Source organism: Streptomyces sp. V2I9 (genome assembly GCF_030817475.1).
GTDB lineage: Bacteria > Actinomycetota > Actinomycetes > Streptomycetales > Streptomycetaceae > Streptomyces.
The window spans coordinates 1-17,781 of sequence record NZ_JAUSZJ010000003.1; the positions used below are offsets into that span (position 1 = coordinate 1).

Sequence of the window (17,781 nt, forward strand, 5' to 3'; positions counted from 1 at the left end):
GCGCGCGGTCCGCTCCGCGGACACGACGCGCCGCCGCTACGCGGCGGGAGCCAGCGCTCCGCGCTGGCCGGCCACTCCGTGGCCGAGCGGACAACTCCGTTGTCCGCAGCTGGAATTCGCTCCGCGAACCCCAGCGTGAAATCCGCTCCGCGGCTTTCACCAAAGACGGCAGCAACAGGGTGGGGGCTTGATTCGGCCGTCAGATCTAATCCAGGGAAAGGAATTGATAATGCATCGATTCTACGCGGCAAATCCAACCGCTGAAACATACTCGTACTGACCCCACTGGGACCCCAGATCCGTAATGATATTCACCCATGCATCGTCCAGAGCTCCCCCGTCCCCCACTGCCCACGCGCGCACCAGAGCATCCCACTGACGGACATTCAAGTTCCGGTATTCCAGAACCCGTTGAAACCTGCGATCGACCTGGGACTGACTGAATGGGTGGATTTCTACCCGCGTGCCGCCCCCACCGTTGAGACGGCGCAGCAGGTAGCGGGCCACGTTCTGCCGGCGCACTGTGTGGTAGGCGGTTTCGATCTGCTGGAGACTTGCTCGGGAGGGGTGGCGTTTTCCTGTCAGCCAGGCCTTGATGGTGCGGTCGGTAACGGTCAGGCCGGCTTCGCGTGCGGCTTGACGGGCGGGTTCCGACTTCGTCAGGTAGTTGAGACGTGCCATGAGGCCACGTTTGGTGGTGATGGGGGTGGTGATGTAGTCGACGAGCTGATCGAGTTGCCGGGCGACGGCTTCGCTGCCTTTGATTCCTCGGGCTCCGTAGTGACCGAAGTCGTATGTTCTTTTCGGCACTTGTGGAAACCTCTTCTGTTCGATCGTCTCAGCTGTTCCAATATTACCTCAATTCAATTGGCAATTCTGAGAGTTGCCCAATCAATGCCATCCGATCCCACTGAGGAAGTCCCGTAAAATCAGGCGTAGCAAGGTTGAGGAGGGCGTTGAACGTGGGTTATTCAGCTCGGCCAGAGCATGGAAGAGGTCTCATCCGATCTCGGTGTCGTGGGCCACGCTCATGCCGAAGTCCGTTGCGCGGTAGCGGCCAACGAGGTGACGCCACCACAGGTCCTGGTCATGGGGATGTCACCGGCTGCTCCACGGACGGGGGTGGCTCGTGGTCAAGGGGTTGGGTTGCTGAGTGGCCCGTGCAGGTGTGTGGGAGGGCATGGTCTCTGTTCGAGGCTGCGGACGAGGGATGTGTCGTAAGTGGTGAAAACTCTGGAGAATCTGAGTTTCAGTCCTGGTCTTCTGTGCGGGGCCGTTGGCTGGGTGGGTCGGGCAGGACGATCTCGGACAGCAATCGTTCTTGCTCGTCCGTGAGTCGGCCGTCGTTCCGCTTGGCCCGGGTCCTGCGGAGCTACGCCCCGATCTCGACGCGCGCGCCGTCGGCCTCGATCCACTCCCGTGCTCCGGGCGTTCGGTTGTGGCGTTCGATGAACGCTCTCAGTAGTTCAGTGTTCTGTTCGAAGGAGCGGCGGGCGTGCATGCCGGCTGAGAGTCGGAGGCGGGCGGGGTCGGCGCCGATCTGAAGCAGCAGCGCGCGTTGGGTGGGCTTGAGGGTTGTGAAGGTGGTGAGTTGGCGCTGTAGCCAGCTCCCGATGTTCATGCCGTCGATGACCGTGTCTCGGCGCAGTGTTGCGAGGTCGTGGCCGGCTTCGATGTGGCGGCGCAGGGTGTGATATTTGCGGTGCCAGTCGGCTCCGTGTGGGAGGAGCCAGTCGGGGTCGAGGGCCGTGAGTTGAGCTTCGCGGTCGGGTGCGAGGCGGCCTTTGCGGGCGGCGGCGCGTTGATCGATGAGGAATTGGCCGCTGGGTCCGGTGGTGGGGATGGCGAGGTGGCCGTGCTGTTTGTACCCCGCCCCATGACCAGCCCGACGACCGCCCCACCACATAGGGCACGGTCTTACAGCGGCTAACACAATGAGGTGGTTCGGTCCTCTTGGCCGTGTCCGCGTCAGGAGTTGAGCGTTGGGCGGATATGGGGACTTCGCCGTGGATCGTGTCGGATGACCTGTGGAAGCGGATAGAGCCGTTGCTTCCGTGCAGGGAACGCCGGTTTCGGCACCCTGGACGGAAGCCGCTGCCGGACCGGCAGGTGCTGTGCGGCATCCTCTTCGTGTTGCACACCGGCATCCAGTGGGAGTACCTGCCCAAGGAGTTGGGCTTCGGGTCGGGCATGACGTGCTGGCGGAGGTTGCGGGACTGGAACGAGGCCGGCGTCTGGCAGCAGCTGCACGAAGTACTGCTGGCCGAACTCAACGCGGCGGCCCGCCTCGACCGGTCGCGTGCAGTGGTCGACTCCAGCCACGTGCGCGCCATAAAAGGGGGAGCCACACGGGACCGAGTCCGGTCGACCGTGGCCGAACCGGATCGAAACACCACCTGATCACCGACGGAAACGGCACACCGCCCGCCGTAATCCTCACCGGCGGCAACCGCAACGACGTCACCCAGCTCATGCCCCTCATCGACGCCATCCCACCCATCAGAGGCAGGATCGGACACCCGCGACGCAAGCCGGACTCACTCTTCGCCGACCGCGGATACGACCACGACATCTACCGCGAACAGGTCCGCCAACGCCGCATCGTCCCGGCCATCGCCCGCCGCGGCACCCTCCACGGCACCGGACTGGGAACCTACCGCTGGGTCGTCGAACGCAGCTCCGCCTGGCTCCACGGCTTCAAACGCCTCCGCATCCGCTGGGAACGGAGAGCCGACATCCACGAAGCCTTCCTCAAACTCGCCCGCTGCCTCATCACCCACCGACAGATCAACTCATTGTGTTAGCCGCTGTTAGTTCAAAGAACTAGGGTGTTGCAACTAGACAGGTAACTGCCAGCCGGGAGCTCGGCCGTCGTCAGGCTGCCCCGTCCTGGTGCCGGGAGTGGCCTCCGGTCGTGTCCACCTCTGCGAGATGTTCGGAGAGCCAGGTGTGGACGGCGATGGCGGTCGTGCTGGAATGATCCTCCAGAACGGTGAAGTGGTCACCGGGCACGGTGATCTCGGAGTGCGGCAGGCTCCATGCCTCGGCGGCCTCGATGCCCGGCAGGCGCTCTCCGGCCCGGACGAAGAGGGTGGGAGCCGCCAGTTCCGTCGGCTTCCAGCGGGCGTAGAGCTCCAGGTAGCCGGCCATCGCGGTGAGCCGGTCGGTCTCGGCCGAGGCGAACTGCGCGGAATTGTCCAGCATGCCCGCGGTCATCGCCGAGAGCGCGGACCCGTCACCGCGGTTGCCGCCGAGGCCGCTGTCCTCGCACGGATAGGTGTCGATCAGTACGACGGCGGACGGCGTCAGGCCCGTGCGCTCCAGCTCCTCGGCGACCGCGTGTGTCACCCATCCGCCTGCCGAGCGCCCCAGCAGGACGAACGGCTCGCCGCCCGCACACGCGCGCACGCCGGCGGCCTGTACCGCCACGAAGGCGTCCCGCGTGGCCGGCAGCGGTTCCCGTGGCAGGAAACCGGGGTTGGGCAGGACCGAAACCGGACGCCGGCCCTGGAGGGCCGCCCCGAAACGGGCGTATTCGTGCGGCCCTGACAGTGCGCTGAGGGCGGGGAAGCAGATCAGGCGGGGCCCGGAACCCCCTGTCGCGAGAGTGACGGCCGAAGGTGGCGAGCCGAGGGCCTCGGGGCCCTCGAACACCTCACGGAAACGTGACGCGATCGTCAGGAGGACCATCCCGTCCCACGCCTTGCCACGGGCGCACGCCGTACGGAAGAGCGCGGACAAGGAGTCGGCGTCCGCGCCCTTCGGAGCCGAGGCCCTTTCCGCGGCACCGCCCTGCCGCCGGGAGGAGGCCCCGCCCGGGGCGGTCCCGGCCGCACCGGGGCCGGTGGTGCCGGGAGCGGCCAGAGGTTCGAGCGCTTCAGGGGCGTCCTGTGACCAGCGTTCCGCCAGGTGGGCGGCGACCCCACGCGGCGTCGGGTAGTCGAACAGGAGCGTGGCCGGCAAGGCCAGTCCCGTGAGCTCCTGGAGCCGGTTGCGCAACTCGACCGCGGCCAGTGAGTCGAGGCCCAGTCCCGCCAGCGCGCGGTCCGCTTCGACCGCGGAATCCTCCGAGCCGTGGCCGAGTGCCAGGGCGGCCTCCGCTCGGACCTGCGCGAGGAGCAGAGCACCGCGTTCGTCCGGAGGCGTGGCGGCCAGCCGACGGCGAAGGGAGTCCTCGGCGTCGGTGCCGAGCCCGGTGAGCGATGCGGAGGTGCTCCGTACGGGCCCCCGGCCCGGTACCCGGGAGAGCGGCGCCCCAGGTGCCCCGGTTGCCGCCGGGTCGAGACGAGCTGCCACCAGGACGGAGTTCCGTCCTTCGACGGCGGTGTCGAAGAGCGAGAGGCCCTCCTCGGTCCGCAGCGAAACGAATCCGGAACGGGCCATCCGGCGCAGGTCCGCGTCCCGGAGCGCGGCCGTCATCCCACCGCTCTGCTGCCACGGCCCCCAGGCGAGAGAAGTGGCGGGCAACCCGAGCGCCCTGCGGTGCCGTGCCAGCGCGTCCAGGAACGAGTTCGCCGCCGCGTAGTTGCCCTGGCCGCCGGAGCCGAACACCCCGGCCACCGAGGAGAACAGGGCGAACACCGCCAGGTCGCTGCCCCGGGTCAGCTCGTGCAGGGCCAGGGCCGCGTCCACCTTCGGCCGCAGTACGCGGTCCAGCCGCTCCTGTGTGAGTGCCGGGATCACACCGTCGTCCAGGACCCCCGCGGTGTGCACCACGCCGGTCAGTGGGTGCGCCTCCGGCACGCCCGCGAGCAGAGCGGCGAGCGCCGTACGGTCGGCGACGTCACAGGCTGCCACCGTGACCTCCGCGCCCAGTCCTGTGAGTTCCGCGCACAGCTCGGCGGTGCCGGGCGCATCGGCTCCGCGACGCCCCACGAGCAGCAGGTGACGCACCCCATGCGCGACCACGAGGTGACGGGCGAACTCCCTGCCCAGCGAACCGGATCCCCCGGTGACCAGGACGGTGCCGTCCGAGCGCAGCCGACGCGACGCCCCATCGGCCGTCTCCGTTGCCGCTTGGGACGCGCGGACCAGTCTCGGTACGTACGCGACACCGTTGCGTACGGCCGTCTGCGGTTCGGGGCTCGTCAGGAGCCGTACCAAGGCCCCCGCGGAGGCGGGGTGGTCATCGACGTCGACCAGCGAGAAGCGGCCCGGGTTCTCGGTCTGCGCCGAGCGGAGCAGACCCCACACAGGTGCGTGGACGAGCGCGGCATCGTCGTCGCGGATGCTTCCGTCCCGCTCGGCTCCGGTGGCGACGACGCCCGAAGTGAGGACGACCAGACGTGAGCCGGCGAGCCGTTCCTCGGCGAGCCAGTCCTGTACGAGACGCAGCGCCCAGCCGGCCGTACGGTGTGCGGCCGACGCGCGGTCCGTTCGGTCGGCCCCGGTGAGCGGAGGGCAGGCGATCATGACGGCAGGTGCGTCTGTGGCCGCCGAGGCCGGATCCGGATAGGCCGTCGGCCCGATGCCCGCCCGCAGGAGTGCGTCGTCCAGCCACGGGCCGGGCTCGCCCAGGAGCCCGTACAGAGGCGGCTTCCCCGGCATCGGGACGGAGGAATCCGGCAGACGCGTCCAGTCCAGGAGGTACAGGCAGTCGCTGTGCGCGCGTACGCCGCTCAACTGCTCGCGGGAGAGCGGCCGCAGGACGAGCGAGTCCACCGTGGCGACAGGGGCTCCGGTCCCGTCGGCCAGCTCCAGCCGGGCTCTGTTCCCCTCCGCCCGGGACACCCGCACCCGCAGTGTGCGGGCGCCGGACGTGTACAGCCGCACACCGCTCCAGGCGAACGGGAGCGACAACAGTGCCCCGGTTCCGCTACCGGTGTCGCCGTCTTCACCGCCCGGGGCAGTCTGGTCCAGCATCAAGGTGTGCAGCGCCGAATCCAGCAGGGCCGGATGCAGGGTAAAGAGGTCGGCGTTTCCGTGTTCCCCCTCCGGGAGTTCGATCTCGGCGAGGAGGTCCTCGCCCAGGCGCCAGGCAGCCCGCAGGCCCTGGAAGGCCGGTCCGTAACGGAGCCCGCTGTGCGCGAGTCCCTCGTAGAAGCCGATACCTGCCTCGGTGCCGGGCGGCAGCGGGACAGCGCCCGCCGGCGGCCAGGGGGACGGCGCGTCCGCGGAGGTCCGCGGTTGCGGAAGGCCGGAGTCCGCAGGGGCCAGGACTCCGGAGGCATGGCGGTTCCAGGGGCCGTCGTCGTATCCGGGAGCGTGCGTCCGCGCGTGGAACACCACGGCCCGGCGCCCGTCCGCGTCCGCTCGCGCCACCTTCACCTGGAGTTCGACCGCCTCGTCGGAGGAGAGCGGAAGCGGCGCAGTCAGCGTCAGTTCCTCCAGTACGGAGGCGCCCACCCGGTCCCCGGCGCGGATCGCCATCTCGACGAAGGCCGTCGCCGGCAGGAGCGCCGTGCCCAACACCGTGTGGTCGGCGAGCCAGGGCTGGTCGCGCAGGGACAGCCGACCGCTCAGCAGCAGGCCGTCGTCGTCCGCCGTCGACGTCACCGCTCGCAGGAACGGGTGGGGCGCGGCGTCCGGCTCCGCCGCGGACCCCGGCGGGTCGGCGTCCAGCCAGTACCGCTCACGCTGGAACGCGTAGGTGGGCAGCGCCGCACGCCGTGCGCCACGCCCGGCGAAGACCGCCTGCCAGTCCACGTGCACACCGTGCGCGTGGAGCGCGGCCACCGTGGCGAGCAGCGCCCCGGCCTCAGGGCGCGGGCCACGAAGCGTCGGGACGGCCAAGGGCGCGGAGCTGTCCGCACGGCCGCCCGAGGTGGCCGTCGGGCCGGGGCTGGGGAAGGCGTCACGTGCCAGGCCCACGAGCACACTGTCCGGGCCGAGCTCCACGAAGTGCGTGGCCCCCCGCTCCCGCAGGTACCGCAGCGTGTCGGCGAAACGGACCGGCCGGCGAACATGGTCCACCCAGTACCGGGGTGAGCAGATCTCCTCGGTGGTCGCGGGCCGGTCCGCCACCGCGGTGACGAGGGGGAGTTCCGGTGGGGAGTAGACGATCCCCCGCGCGACCGCGCCGAAGGCCTCGAGCATGGGTTCCATGTGCGCGGAGTGGAACGCATGGCTCACCCGCAGAAGGGTGGCTCCACGTCCCTGTTCGCGCCAGTGCGCGATGACCTCCAGCACCGCGGGCTCGTTCCCGGAGACGACCACGGAGCGACCGTTCACGGCTGCGATGTCCACCTCCCGCAGTGTGTCCGCTCCGCCCGCCAGATACGCGGTGACCTCGCTCTCGTCTGCCTCTACGGAGGCCATCGCGCCGCCGGCGGGCAGCGCGTCCATCAGCCGGCCCCGCGCCGCGACCAGGGTGCAGGCGTCCGCGAGGGACAGCACACCGGCGACGTGCGCCGCCGCCAGTTCGCCGACCGAGTGACCGGCCACCATGTCGGGACGTACGCCCCAGGACTCCAGCAGCCGGAACAGCGAGACCTCCAGAGCGAAGAGTGCGGGCTGCGCGAAGCGCGTCGTGTGCAGGAGTCCGCCCGCTCGCGAGGCCTCGGTGCCCTTCCGGCCGCCTTCGGCGTTCTCGGTGGCGAACACCACGTCCCGCAGTGGCCGCGGCAGAAGCGGGTCCAGCAGTGCGCAGATCTTGTCGAAGGAACGGGCGTAGACGGGATGGGTCTCGTACAGTTCCCGGCCCATGCCCGCCTGCTGGCTGCCCTGCCCGGTGAACATGAAGGCCACCGGGCCCGCCGGGCGGGGACCGCTCGTGCTCAGGCCCGGCCGGTAGCGGCCTTCCGCCACCGCGTCGAGCGAGGCGAGCAGTTCGTCGCGGTCACCGGCCACCGCCACCGCGCGGTGCTCGAAGTGGGCGCGGGTGGTGGCCAGTGAGAAACCGAGGTCCAGCAGGTCCGCTCCGGGGCGTTCCCTCACGTGGGCGTGGAGTCGCCGGGCCTGCGCCCGCAGTCCCGAGGCGCTCTTCGCCGACACCGGGAATGGCACGGCCGAAACCGGTGCCCCGGCCGTCCGGGCGGCCGGGGATCCGCTGTCCGGGGTCCGCCTGTCCGGGCGGCCCGAGTCATCGGGCTCCTCCACAGGCGCCTGCTCGATCACCACATGTGCGTTGGTTCCGCTGATCCCGAAGGACGACACACCCGCCCGCCGGGGCCGCCCGGTCCGGGGCCAGGGCACCGAACGGGACAACAATGACACCGCACCCGACGACCAGTCCACGCCGGGGTTCGGCTCCTCGGCGTGGAGCGTACGCGGCAGTATGCCGTGCGCGATCGCCTGGACCATCTTCATCACAGCGGCCATGCCCGCCGCCGCCTGCGTATGCCCGATGTTCGACTTGACCGAGCCCAGCCACAGGGGGTGTTCCCGTGCACCGGCCTGCCCGTATGCCTCCAGGAACGCCTCCGCCTCGATGACGTCACCGAGTCGGGTGCCCGTGCCGTGTGCCTCCACTGCGTCGATCTCCGCGGGTTCCAGCCGCGCGTCGGCCAGAGCCTGGCGGATCACCCGTTGCTGCGCCGGTCCGTGCGGGGCGGTGAGGCCGTTGCTCGCACCGTCCTGGTTCACCGCGGAACCGCGCACCACGGCCAGGACCGGGTAACCCGCCCGCCGGGCCTCCGACAGCCGTGTCATCAGCAGCATTCCCGCGCCCTCGGCCCACCCGGTGCCGTCCGCCGCCGCCCCGAACGCCTTGCAGCGGCCGTCGGGAGCCAGCGCGCGTTGCCTGCTGAACTCGATGAAGGACTGGGGCGCCGACATCACCGTGACTCCGCCGGCCAGCGCCAGTGAGCACTCGCCCCTGCGTAGGGCCTGAGCCGCCAGGTGCAGGGCCACCAGCGACGACGAGCACGCCGTGTCCACCGTGACCGCCGGGCCTTCCAGGCCCAGGGTGTAGGCGATACGGCCGGAGGCGACGCTGCCCGCGTTACCGATGCCCAGGTAGCCCTCCACACGTTCCGGTGTGCGGGCGATACGGCCGGCATAGTCGCTGTACATGAGTCCGGCGTACACGCCGGTGGGCGTGGAGCGCACCGTACCGGGTTCGATCCCCGCGTGTTCGAAAGCCTCCCAGGCGACTTCGAGCAGCAACCGGTGCTGCGGATCCATGGCCAGGGCCTCGCGGGGCGAGATCCCGAAGAAGGCCGGGTCGAAGCGGTCGACACCGGACAGGAAGCCTCCCTCGCGTACGTAGGTGCGGCCGGCCCGTCCGGCATCCGGGTCGTAGAGCCCGTCCACGTCCCACCCCCGGTCAGTGGGGAAGGGGGTGATGGCGTCGACACCGTCCTCGACCAGCCGCCACAGGTCCTCGGGGTTCTCCACGCCGCCGGGGAAGCGGCACGCCATTCCTACGATGACCACGGGGTCCTCGTCCGTACCGGTGCCTTCCGGACGGCTGGGCGTGGCGGTCGTCGTCCGGCTGGTGAGCCGTGCCCGAAGATGTGCGGCGAGCTCGTCCGTGGTGGGGAAGTCGAAGGGCGCGGCCTCGGACAGCGGGAGACCGGTCGCCGCCGACAGACGGTTGCACAGCAGCGTCGACGTCAACGAGTCCAGCCCCAGGTCACGGAACGCGGTGCTCCGTTCCACCTCGTCCACGGCGCAGCCGAGCACGGCGGCGACCTCGGCCCGTACCAGAGCTGTCAGGTCCGCTTTCCCTGCCTCCGTCAGCGGGAGGCCCCCGGCCGGCAGAGGGCGCGCGGGCAGGCCGGCGAGCGCGTACCGTCTGACCTTGCCCGAGGCGGTGCGCGGGATCGCGTCCACCTCGTGGAGGGTTACGGGCACCTTGAACGGTGAGAGGTGATTCCGACAGGCGGCGAGGATCTTTCTCCTGTCGAGGACACCGGCCTTCGCCGGAACCAGGTAAGCGGCCGGGACCTCACCGAGTACGTCGTCCGGGACGCCCGCCACGGCGGCGTCCCTGATTCCCGGCAGGGCCAGCAGTACCGCCTCCACCTCGGAGGGATGGACGTTCTCCCCGGCCCGGATGATCAGCTCGCTGACCCGGCCCGTGAGGGTGAGTTCACCGCCAGGGCCGATTCGGGCCAGATCACCGGTTCGGTACCACCCGTCGCGCAGGACCTCGGCGGTGTCGTCGGGACGCTGGTGGTAGCCGGCCATGACACCGGGTCCGGAGACCCACAACTCGCCCTCGCCCGGAACCTCGGTGCCGCTGCTGTCGCCGATACGCGCCCGCATGCCCGGCAGCACACGGCCGCAGGAGCCGGTCGCCCGGGCGGTGCCCGGTGCCGTCATGGTGACGGGCCCCGCCTCGGTGCTTCCGTAGTGATCGAGGAACGGAACCCGGCAGGCTTCCTCGAAGGCCCGCTGGAAAGCGGGAGGCGCGGCCGCGCCTCCGCTGACGCAGCCACGCAGCGCGGGCGCCTCCAGCCCGTGGGTCCCCACGGCGTCGAGGAGTTGGCCGTACGTCGCCGGTACCCCGGCCAGGAGCGTGAAAGGGTCGTCGGTCCGGCGTAGTTCACCCAGCACATCCGCCACGGAGAATCGCGGCAGGAGCAGGGCGGAGGCTCCGGTCACGGTCACCCCGAGAACGCACAGGAGCTGCCCCATGGCGTGGTGCAGTGGGAGGGGCCAGAGCAGGCGGTCATCCGCCGACAGGCCGAGGACGGTGACGAAACCGGCCGCCACCGACGACAGCCGGTTGCGCTGAGTGGACAGCACCCCCTTGGGCAGACCGGTCGATCCGGAGGTGTAGAAGAGCCAGGCCACCTCGTCGAGCCCGAGATCATCAGGAGCCGGCGCGGGCGGCTCGGTGGCGGCCAGGGTCGTGTAACGGAACATGCCCGCTTCGTCGACCGAGTCGCCACTCGCCCTCGCCGCCGGGGATTCGCCTCGCGTCCCGGCATCCTGATCCTCGTCCTCGACGAGCACCACGCTCAGCCGGGGACGCTCCGGGAGCAGCGGCAGCAACTGGCCCAGGGAGGACCGGTCGGTGAAGACGACCCGGGCCCCGCTGTCGTCCAGCAGGTGCGCCAACTCGGCGGTGGTGCTCCGCGGGTCCATCGGCACACCGACCGCGCCCGCCCTGAGGACGGCGAGGACGCTCTCGACGGCCTCCACACGACTGCCCAGGAGGATCGCCGCGCGCTCCCCATGCCGCAGACCGAGGTTGACGAGATGCCCCGCCAGCCTGCCTGTTCGCTGTTCCAGCTGTTCGTAGGTGACACGGGAACGGTCGTCCTGGAAGGCGGTCTTGGTGCCGATAAGCCGGGCATGCTCCCGGAGCAGATCCGGCAGAGGACGGAGAGTGGCCATGTGCGCTGTCACAAGGACGAATACTTCCTCTGGACGGGAGCTGTCGATGATCACGATAGATGACCGGTCCGTCAGGGGGCGGTGCCCGGCGAACCTGCAACGGGTCGGACCACGCGTCGGGTTGCCGAGCCGTGCAGGATGAGAACCGTGTCCTATGTGGTCTCAGCTCATTGAGTCGTTCATGGGGAGGGGTACGTGGAGTTGGATTGTTCCGGACGGGTTGCGGGGGATCGCGGAGCCGCCGACTCCGCCGTCGAAGGTGCGGCCGCAGGGTGGTGGGATGCAGGACTCGCCTGATGAGACGCTGTTCGCCGCGATCATCTACGTCCTGTTCAGCGGATGCGCCTGGCGGGCGTTGCCGCCGTGTTTCGGGATATCGAAGTCGACGGCCCACCGCAGGTTCCTGCTCTGGTCAAGAGCCGGTGTCCGGGGGCGGCTCCACGAGGAGATCTTGCACCGCCTGGACGACGTCGGCCTGCTCGACCTGTTGCGGGCCGTGCTCGACTCCGCCCATGTGAGCGCTGAAGAGGGGGCGAACTCACAGGTCCGAGCCACGTGGACCGGGGTAGGCCGGGCTTTAAGGATGCACGTCCTGTCGGACGTGAACGGACTGCCCCTCCTTGTCGGGATCTCCGCTGCGAACATCCACGACAGCCTTGCGCTGAAGCCCACGGTTCAGGGCCACCAAACGAGACACGGCCCCCACCGCGGTCGCTCCTCCAAGCCCCAGCGCCTGCACGCGGACCATGCCTACGACGTTCCTCACCTGCGGAAATGGCTATGGGGCAAGCACATCGGCGTGCGCATCGCCCGCAAGGGAGTCGAGTCCGGCGAACGGTCGGGCCGCAGCAGACGGGTCATCGAGCGGACCGTGTCCTGGCTGACCGGCTACCGCAGACTCAACCACCGCTACGAACGCCACCCCCGCAACTACCTGGCCCTCCTCGGTCTTGCCGCGGCTACAAACGACTCGCCCGACTCGCCACAGAGGACACGGCCCAAGGCCAACCATGACCTCTACGAATCTCTCCGAGCCCGGTGCTACCGAGAGCGATCGGATCGAGGCGTGGTACCGGTTTGTGCCGCGCGAAGGGTGGCTCCCCTACGACGCTGAAGGGCTCTGGGCCACTCGCCTGAGCGAAGATACCGCCAGGGTGGAGAACGTCCCCTTCTTGCAGGACGGCGTGGCTGAGGGCGAGGTCGTACGGTTCGTGACGGACGCCGACGGACTCCGCCGGGCGAAGGAACGGGTGGAGGCATCAGGTAACCGCACGGTCCGGGTCTTGCCCGTTCCTTCCGGCCCACCGGGGAGAAGTGCTCGGGCTGCGCACGAGCGGCTGTCGCCGTTCGGCCTGGGTGGTGAGGTTTTCGGTGAGGGGTTCCCGTTGGTCGCCGTGAACGTGCCGGCCGAGGCAGACCTGGGTGGGATCAAGGAGTTGCTCGTCCGCGGCCAGGAGGATGGGTGGGGGCACTTCGAAGTGGGTTGTGCTACCGATGCATGGCGCAGCGCGTGGTCCGGTCGGCGAGATCGGCTCCGCTGAGGGCAGGGCGGGGCCGGGGCGCTGCGGCTGGTTCGTCGTGAGGGGCGGGTGCGGTGCCCTGCTCACACGGTTCGGAGGAGTTGTCGTTCTTCCTCGTCCCAGTCGATGCCCGCCATCTCGTGGCCGATCGGGACGGCGGTGAGCGTGCTGGTGAGCCAGTTGTGGACGGGGGCGCGGTGTACGGCGAGGAGGGCGTGGCGCTCCTGGAGGCCGAGGCGGAGGAACAGGGTGCTGTCGGTCGGGTTCTCGGTGGAGGGCCAGATCATCACTTCTCCTTGTCCTACGAGGTCGTTGAGGCCTGCGAGGAGGAGGTCGCGGGAGAAGCTCCACCGGGCCAGGGTGCCGGTGGGCCCGTGGAAGGTGAACTCCACGGCCAGGGGGTCTTCGCGTTCGTAGTGAAGTTCTATGAGGACGGGGATCCAGCCCTCCTCGCCGCCGTGGAGCGAGGCGGGGAGCCAGGCCGGAGGGGCTCCGGATGTGCGGGGGGTGTCGGCTGCCCGTCTTTCCGCAGGGGTTTCCGGTCGGTTTCGGTCTGGTCGGTCGGGGTTCGTCCGGAGTGCGGGGTGTGGCGGTGCTGGAGGGGTGAGCAGTGCGGCAATGCGCGCCAGTCGGCGGCGGAGCGCTGGCAGGAGGTGCATCGGGACTCCGGATGAGAGGGCGGAAGGACAGCCGCTTCCTGACCGTCGAGCTTTTCGCGGTTACCCCGTCTTCGTATGTCTCACTCGTTTCGTGGTGTTCCTCGTCCGTTCTGTTCGTTCCGGGGGTCGGTGTTCGGTGGGTGTTGTCCGTATCGGCCGTCCTGTTCGGGTGGCCGAAACGTTTCACTCCTGGTGGGAGGGGCACTGGGTGGAGCCGTCACCTGTGCGCGTCCGAGTGTGCGAGGGGGCGGGGCGCCGGTGGTCGTGGAGGTGCGATCAGTTGTATGAGGCCTGATTTTCCGTCTTGAAAGGATCCGAACCCATGCCGACAGGTCCTGTTGCGCCCGACGAGGTGGCGGCGGCCGCGAAAGGATTCGCCGAGACGGTCAGGCGTGTCGAGGAGGGGGGACTGAGCTTCCCGTTGCCGGGGTCGGGGCGTACCGCCGAGCGGTTGGCGGCGTTGCGTGCTGTTGCCGAGGCCGGTCTGAGTACGGCGCGTCTGGTCGAGGGGCATGTCGATGCCACCGCCATCCTGGCTGAGCTGGGGGCGCCGTCGCCGGTTCCTGGGGAGCGGTGGGGGGTGTGGGCGGCTGAGCCTCCGGGTGAGGGGCTCATCGCTGTCCGGCAGGGGGCGGGGTGGGTGGTGAGTGGGTTGAAGCGGTACTGCTCGGGTGCGCACAGTTGTACTCATGCTCTGGTGACTGCTCGGGCGGGTGGGTCGCGGAGGCTTTTCGCCGTGCGGGTGGCGGCGGAGGGGTGCAGGCCGGTCGAGGGCACTTGGAGTGCTGTGGGGATGGCGGGCAGTGACACCCCTGATGTGCGGTTCGCGGATGTACCGGCTTCTGCGGTGGGTGAGCCGGAGGCGTATGTGAGCAGGCCCGGGTTCTGGCACGGTGGTGTCGGTGTGGCGGCGTGCTGGTACGGCGGGGCGGTGGCGGTGTCCCGGGTTCTGCGGGAGGCGGCTGCGGATGGTGCCGATCCGCATATCGATGCTCATCTGGGGGCGGTGGATGTGCAGCTGTACGCGGCTGTGACGCTTCTGCGTCGGGCGGCGCGGGAGATCGATGCCGACCCGTATGACGAGCGGGGTGAGGCCCGGTTGCGGGCGATGCGGGTGCGTGCGTTCGTGGAGTCGGTCTGCCGGGAGGTGCTGGACCGGGTGGGGAGGGCGACCGGGGCGGGGCCGTTGTGCGGTGATGCCGGGCATGCCCGTGCTGTGGCCGATTTGGGCGTGTACATCCGCCAGCATCATGCGGAACGTGATCTGGCGGGGCTGGGTGCGTCCTTGGCGAGGCCGGGGGTGCGGCGGTGACGGGCGGTGTCGGGGAGGGTTACGCCGATCCCATTCAGGCGCCCGGTACCTCGGAAGCGGCTTGGCGGGCGTGGCCGGGTTGGGGTGATCTTCCGGAGGCTGTTCTGGGGGGTGTGGGCCGTGTGGTGGTGGTCGCGGCTCATCCGGATGACGAGGTGCTCGGGTTCGGCGGTGCGCTGGCGATGCTGGCGGGGGCGGGGGCGGAGGTGATCGTCGTGGCGGTCACGGATGGTGAGGGTTCTCACCCTGATAGTGGTGTCGTCACCGCGTCCGAGCTGGTTCGGATGCGTACGGCCGAGACGCGTGCCGCGTTGGCGGAGCTGGGTGCGGGGGATGCGACCGTGGTGCGCCTGCGGGTTCCCGATACGCGGGTGGGGGTGTTCGAGGACGAGGTCGTGGCTCGGATCGCGTCGCTGGCCGGCGGGGCGGATCTGGTGGTCGCGCCGTGGACCGGGGATGTGCATGGTGATCATGAGGCGGCCGGGCGGGCCGCTGTGCGGGCGGCGGCTTGTGTGGGTGTTCCGTGCTGGCTCTATCCGGTGTGGATGTGGCACTGGGCGGTGCCGGGCGATTCGCGGGTTCCCTGGGGGCGTGCGGCCGTCGTTCCGTTGTCCTCGGCGGTGTTGGAACGGAAGAGGGCGGCGGTGGGGCGGTTCGTCAGCCAGATCGCTCCGCTGGGGCCGGGGCCGGGTGACGCGGCGATCCTGCCTCCGGATGAGCTGGCACACCATCTGCGCGACCGGGAGGTGGTCTTCCGGTGAGCGGTGACCGCCCCGTGTCCGGGGTTTCCGGTGCTTCGGATGCGTCTGATGCGTCCCGGTCGCCGGATGTGTCGGGTGGGGCGGGGACTCCGGCCTCGTACTTCGAGGGCATGTATCGCGGTGCCCGGGACCCCTGGCACCTCGCCGAGCGGTGGTACGAGCGGCGCAAGTACGATCTCACGCTGGCGAGTCTGCCGTTGCCGCGTTACCGGCGTGCTTTCGAACCTGCTTGTTCTGTGGGTGAGTTGACGGTGCGTCTGGCGGAGCGGTGTGATCGGGTCGTGGCGTGCGACCGGGTGGAGTCCGCGGTCGCGACCGCGGGCGGGCGTACTTCCGCTCTGCCTCATGTGGACGTGTGCCGTATGGCCGTTCCCGAGCAGTGGCCTGCTGGGCGTTTCGACCTGATCGTCCTGTCCGAATTGCTCTACTATTTCGACGCGCCCGCCCTGCACCGTGTCCTGGATCTCGCTGTGGGTGCTCTGGAGCCCGGCGGCACCCTGGTCACGGTCCACTGGAACCATCCGGTTCCTGATCACCGGGGTACCGGCACCACACTGGCCCGTACGGTCGGTTCCCTCTCCGGGCTGTCTCTGACGGCCGACCACCGTGAGGACGACTTCGTGCTTCAGGTGTACGAGCGCACCGGCCCCGGTGGTGCGGCCGTTCCTTCTCCCGCGGCCCGTGAAGGACTCGTGTGAGCGCGCGGGGCGGTGTTGCCGCCGTGGCCGTCGTCGTCCCGGCCCGTGACGAGGAGGATCTGCTGCCGGCCGCGCTGGCTTCGGTGCGTGCGGCGGCGGAGCATCCCGGTGTCGGGGCGGTGCCTGTGCTCATCGTGGTCGTGGCCGACTCCTGTACGGATGCCACCGCCGCGGTCGCCCGGGCCGCGGGCGCTCTCGTCGTTCCGGTGGGTTTCCGGAGCGTCGGCCGTGCCCGGGCCGCCGGTGTCCGCGCGGCGCTCGGCGTCTTCGGCGACGTCCGGGACCGTGTGTGGGTCGCTTCCACGGATGCCGACAGCGCTGTGCGGCCGGACTGGCTGGCCCACCAGCTGGCCCGTGCCGCCGAAGGGTGGGACGCGGTCGTGGGTACGGTGATCGCGGGGTGCTGGCCGCCGGGCGAGCCTGATCTGGCCGTCCGCTACCACCGCCTGTACGAGGCGACCCGTCCGTCGGCCGGCCGGCCCTGGCGTCACCCTCATGTGCATGGTGCGAACCTGGGTGTCGGCAGCCGTGCCTATGCGGTGGCGGGTGGTTTTCCGCCTGAACCGCTCGACGAGGACCGGGGGCTGGTCGAGGCGTTGGAACGTACGGGCGCACGCATTCTGCGTACCGCCGATTGTCCTGTGGCCACGTCGACCCGTGCGACGCCTCGTGCTCGCGGGGGTTTCGGTGATCACCTGGCAGGGCTGGGGCGGCGGGCTCCGCTCGCCGCGGCGGGCGGGGAGGCCGCGGGTTGAGCGCGTCCCCGCACCTGTCCCGGAGCGTTCTCGGGGCGTTCTCGGGGTCGGCCAGACGCGGGTGGCCGGCCAGGTGCCCGGTAGGGGCTTGCGGGGGTGCCGTGACGCCCGCCGGTGACTCCGGTGGGTGAGGTCCTGGGTGGTGCGCTGGTCAGGTGGTGTCCCGGAGCGGTGGTTCAGGTCTGGTCGGGGTCGTCGAGCTGCGAGAGCCCGTCGCGCCACCGCCGGGTGCGGTCGCGGGCGGTCTGCTCCCACCATGGGTCGCCTCGCTCCCCGAGCGCGACCTTGGCCTGCTGGACCCGTTCGCGTGCCCGTCGCAGGGCGGCCTCGTCCGCGGTGCGTTTGGCTTCCCGTACCGCCCGGCGCGCCGCCATCAGGTGGGAGCGCAGCGCTGCGGCCGCTTCCTCGGGGATGTCCGGGTCGGTCGCCCGCCGGCGCCGGCCGTCGACGATCACGTACCGTCCGTCTTCCGTCCGCTCCGGGCCGCTGTGCTCCGATGGCATGCCCTCATGATGCGCCGCACGGCCGCGCGGGGCCCGTTTCGGCAGGGCTGCCCGGCCGGGGTGGGGGCGCGTGGCTCGTTCTTTCAGCTTGTTGTTCAACCTCGGCGTGAGATGAGACGAACGAGCGTCTCGGTGGGCCGGCAGAGCCATGCGAACAGGGAACTTGAACCGTTCCGGGTTCGGTAGAGACTTGATTCCGTGAAGGGTTGAGTCCTGGCGCGCCCCTCCTCCTGTCCCGTTGGGCTGCGCAAAACGAGCGGTACGTATGGTCGCCGAGGTCCGTGGTGACGATCCGAACGAGTCGGCCGCGCTGCGGGCGGGCCGCCGCGTACGACGCGGGCCCGCCG

At 70.1% G+C, this 17,781-nt stretch carries 11 protein-coding genes and 1 pseudogene; 7 read left to right on the plus strand and 5 right to left on the minus strand.

What is annotated here, in order from left to right; all coding sequences use genetic code 11:
- Window positions 1-240 precede the first annotated feature (240 nt).
- A complete protein-coding gene (locus tag QFZ71_RS30000; RefSeq protein ID WP_307671642.1) occupies window positions 241-810 on the minus strand; it encodes a transcriptional regulator in 570 nt (189 codons plus the stop codon).
- Between the two features lie 562 nt (window positions 811-1,372).
- On the minus strand, window positions 1,373-1,906 hold the full coding sequence (locus tag QFZ71_RS30005) for a helicase associated domain-containing protein (RefSeq protein WP_307671643.1): 534 nt from the start codon (window positions 1,904-1,906) through the stop codon (window positions 1,373-1,375).
- A 69-nt stretch (window positions 1,907-1,975) separates the two neighbouring features.
- Between QFZ71_RS30005 and QFZ71_RS30010 the strand changes: the two are divergent.
- Window positions 1,976-2,804: pseudogene (locus tag QFZ71_RS30010) on the plus strand (IS5 family transposase).
- Between the two features lie 70 nt (window positions 2,805-2,874).
- On the opposite strand, the gene QFZ71_RS30015 reads toward QFZ71_RS30010, so the two are convergent.
- Window positions 2,875-11,226 carry a type I polyketide synthase gene (locus QFZ71_RS30015; protein ID WP_307671644.1) on the minus strand — a complete coding sequence of 2,784 codons (8,352 nt, stop codon included), beginning with the start codon at window positions 11,224-11,226 and terminating at the stop codon, window positions 2,875-2,877.
- 181 nt (window positions 11,227-11,407) lie between these two features.
- Between QFZ71_RS30015 and QFZ71_RS30020 the strand changes: the two genes are divergently transcribed.
- Both QFZ71_RS30020 and QFZ71_RS30025 read left to right on the plus strand, forming a co-directional pair.
- Window positions 11,408-12,340: an IS5 family transposase gene (locus tag QFZ71_RS30020; protein ID WP_373465225.1), complete on the plus strand. Its 933-nt coding sequence runs from the start codon at window positions 11,408-11,410 to the stop codon at window positions 12,338-12,340.
- Entirely contained in the window at window positions 12,237-12,767 is a 531-nt protein-coding gene (locus QFZ71_RS30025) for a DUF4265 domain-containing protein (RefSeq protein ID WP_307671646.1), read from the plus strand. Before QFZ71_RS30020 ends, QFZ71_RS30025 begins: the two co-directional genes overlap by 104 nt.
- A gap of 62 nt (window positions 12,768-12,829) precedes the next feature.
- Here the strand turns inward: QFZ71_RS30025 and QFZ71_RS30030 are convergent, their stop codons facing one another.
- Window positions 12,830-13,405 carry an SsgA family sporulation/cell division regulator gene (locus QFZ71_RS30030; RefSeq protein WP_307671647.1) on the minus strand — a complete coding sequence of 192 codons (576 nt, stop codon included), beginning with the start codon at window positions 13,403-13,405 and terminating at the stop codon, window positions 12,830-12,832.
- Between the two features lie 322 nt (window positions 13,406-13,727).
- Here QFZ71_RS30030 and QFZ71_RS30035 point away from each other — a divergent pair, with 322 nt between their 5' ends.
- The 4 genes from QFZ71_RS30035 (at window position 13,728) to QFZ71_RS30050 (ending at window position 16,931) form a co-directional block, all read left to right on the plus strand.
- A complete protein-coding gene (locus QFZ71_RS30035; protein ID WP_307671648.1) occupies window positions 13,728-14,717 on the plus strand; it encodes an acyl-CoA dehydrogenase in 990 nt (329 codons plus the stop codon).
- Window positions 14,714-15,478 carry a PIG-L deacetylase family protein gene (locus tag QFZ71_RS30040; protein WP_307671649.1) on the plus strand — a complete coding sequence of 255 codons (765 nt, stop codon included), beginning with the start codon at window positions 14,714-14,716 and terminating at the stop codon, window positions 15,476-15,478. The genes QFZ71_RS30035 and QFZ71_RS30040 overlap by 4 nt, the downstream gene beginning before the upstream one ends.
- A gap of 110 nt (window positions 15,479-15,588) precedes the next feature.
- Window positions 15,589-16,176, plus strand: a complete 588-nt coding sequence (locus QFZ71_RS30045) for an SAM-dependent methyltransferase (RefSeq protein ID WP_307671674.1) — start codon at window positions 15,589-15,591, stop codon at window positions 16,174-16,176.
- Window positions 16,173-16,931, plus strand: coding sequence for a glycosyltransferase (locus tag QFZ71_RS30050; RefSeq protein WP_307671651.1), 759 nt, complete (start codon window positions 16,173-16,175; stop codon window positions 16,929-16,931). Before QFZ71_RS30045 ends, QFZ71_RS30050 begins: the two co-directional genes overlap by 4 nt.
- 176 nt (window positions 16,932-17,107) lie before the next feature.
- Here the strand turns inward: QFZ71_RS30050 and QFZ71_RS30055 are convergent, their stop codons facing one another.
- Entirely contained in the window at window positions 17,108-17,434 is a 327-nt protein-coding gene (locus tag QFZ71_RS30055; protein ID WP_307671652.1) for a hypothetical protein, read from the minus strand.
- Between the last annotated feature and the right edge of the window lie 347 nt (window positions 17,435-17,781).

What these genes read in the sequence shown, in the direction of transcription:
- QFZ71_RS30005 (WP_307671643.1), bottom strand. Translation starts at nt 1,906, where the DNA reads ATGTGGTGGGGCGGTCGTCGGGCTGGTCATGGGGCGGGGTACAAACAG.
- QFZ71_RS30015 (WP_307671644.1), bottom strand. Translation starts at nt 11,226, where the DNA reads ATGGCCACTCTCCGTCCTCTGCCGGATCTGCTCCGGGAGCATGCCCGG.
- QFZ71_RS30020 (WP_373465225.1), top strand. Translation starts at nt 11,408, where the DNA reads ATGGGGAGGGGTACGTGGAGTTGGATTGTTCCGGACGGGTTGCGGGGG.
- QFZ71_RS30025 (WP_307671646.1), top strand. Translation starts at nt 12,237, where the DNA reads ATGACCTCTACGAATCTCTCCGAGCCCGGTGCTACCGAGAGCGATCGG.
- QFZ71_RS30030 (WP_307671647.1), bottom strand. Translation starts at nt 13,405, where the DNA reads ATGCACCTCCTGCCAGCGCTCCGCCGCCGACTGGCGCGCATTGCCGCA.
- QFZ71_RS30035 (WP_307671648.1), top strand. Translation starts at nt 13,728, where the DNA reads ATGCCGACAGGTCCTGTTGCGCCCGACGAGGTGGCGGCGGCCGCGAAA.
- QFZ71_RS30045 (WP_307671674.1), top strand. Translation starts at nt 15,589, where the DNA reads ATGTATCGCGGTGCCCGGGACCCCTGGCACCTCGCCGAGCGGTGGTAC.
- QFZ71_RS30055 (WP_307671652.1), bottom strand. Translation starts at nt 17,434, where the DNA reads ATGCCATCGGAGCACAGCGGCCCGGAGCGGACGGAAGACGGACGGTAC.